Origin of the sequence: Gemella sp. GH3, from assembly GCF_013415425.1 — a bacterium.
GTDB lineage: Bacteria > Bacillota > Bacilli > Staphylococcales > Gemellaceae > Gemelliphila.
In genome coordinates this window covers 1-510 of sequence record NZ_JACBYC010000056.1, presented here as the reverse complement: position 1 = coordinate 510, position 510 = coordinate 1, and the positions used below count along the sequence as shown (strand labels likewise).

The following is a 510-nucleotide window of genomic DNA, read 5'->3' as shown; positions in this document are numbered from 1 at the left end:
ACCTTTACCTATTGGTCCTTTAATTTTAGTAATTTCTACTTCTAACATTAACGTATCACCAGGTGTCACTTGTTTTTTGAAACGACATTTATCAATACCAGCGAATAAAGCTATTTTACCTTTATTCTCTTCATTGTTTAACATCGCTACGGCTCCAGTTTGAGCTAGTGCTTCAGTTATTAATACACCTGGCATTACTGCGTATTCAGGAAAATGCCCTTGGAAAAATGGTTCATTACCAGAAACTTGCTTTAAACCCACGCAACGTTTTCCCTCTTCATATTCAACAACTCTATCAATTAATAAGAACGGTTGTCTATGAGGGATAATTTGTTTAATTTGATTATAGTCAAAAATTGTTTCCATTATATTAAACCTCCGAAATGTAAACTTTGATGTTTAAAAATGATTTAATCATTAATACGCTTAATATCTGCACCAAGGTCTTTTAATTTTCCTTGTAAATTTACATAACCTCGATCTAAATGCTTAAGTTCATTAACTTTTGTA

2 protein-coding genes are annotated in these 510 nt (G+C 31.6%); both read right to left on the bottom strand.

The features are described from left to right. On the bottom strand, positions 1-366 hold a 366-nt coding region (gene fabZ / locus HZY83_RS01555; RefSeq protein WP_179942341.1), incomplete at its 3' end, for a 3-hydroxyacyl-ACP dehydratase FabZ. A 44-nt stretch (positions 367-410) separates the two neighbouring features. Then, a partial coding sequence (locus tag HZY83_RS08330) for a hypothetical protein (protein WP_228098436.1) occupies positions 411-510 on the bottom strand: 100 nt, incomplete at its 5' end.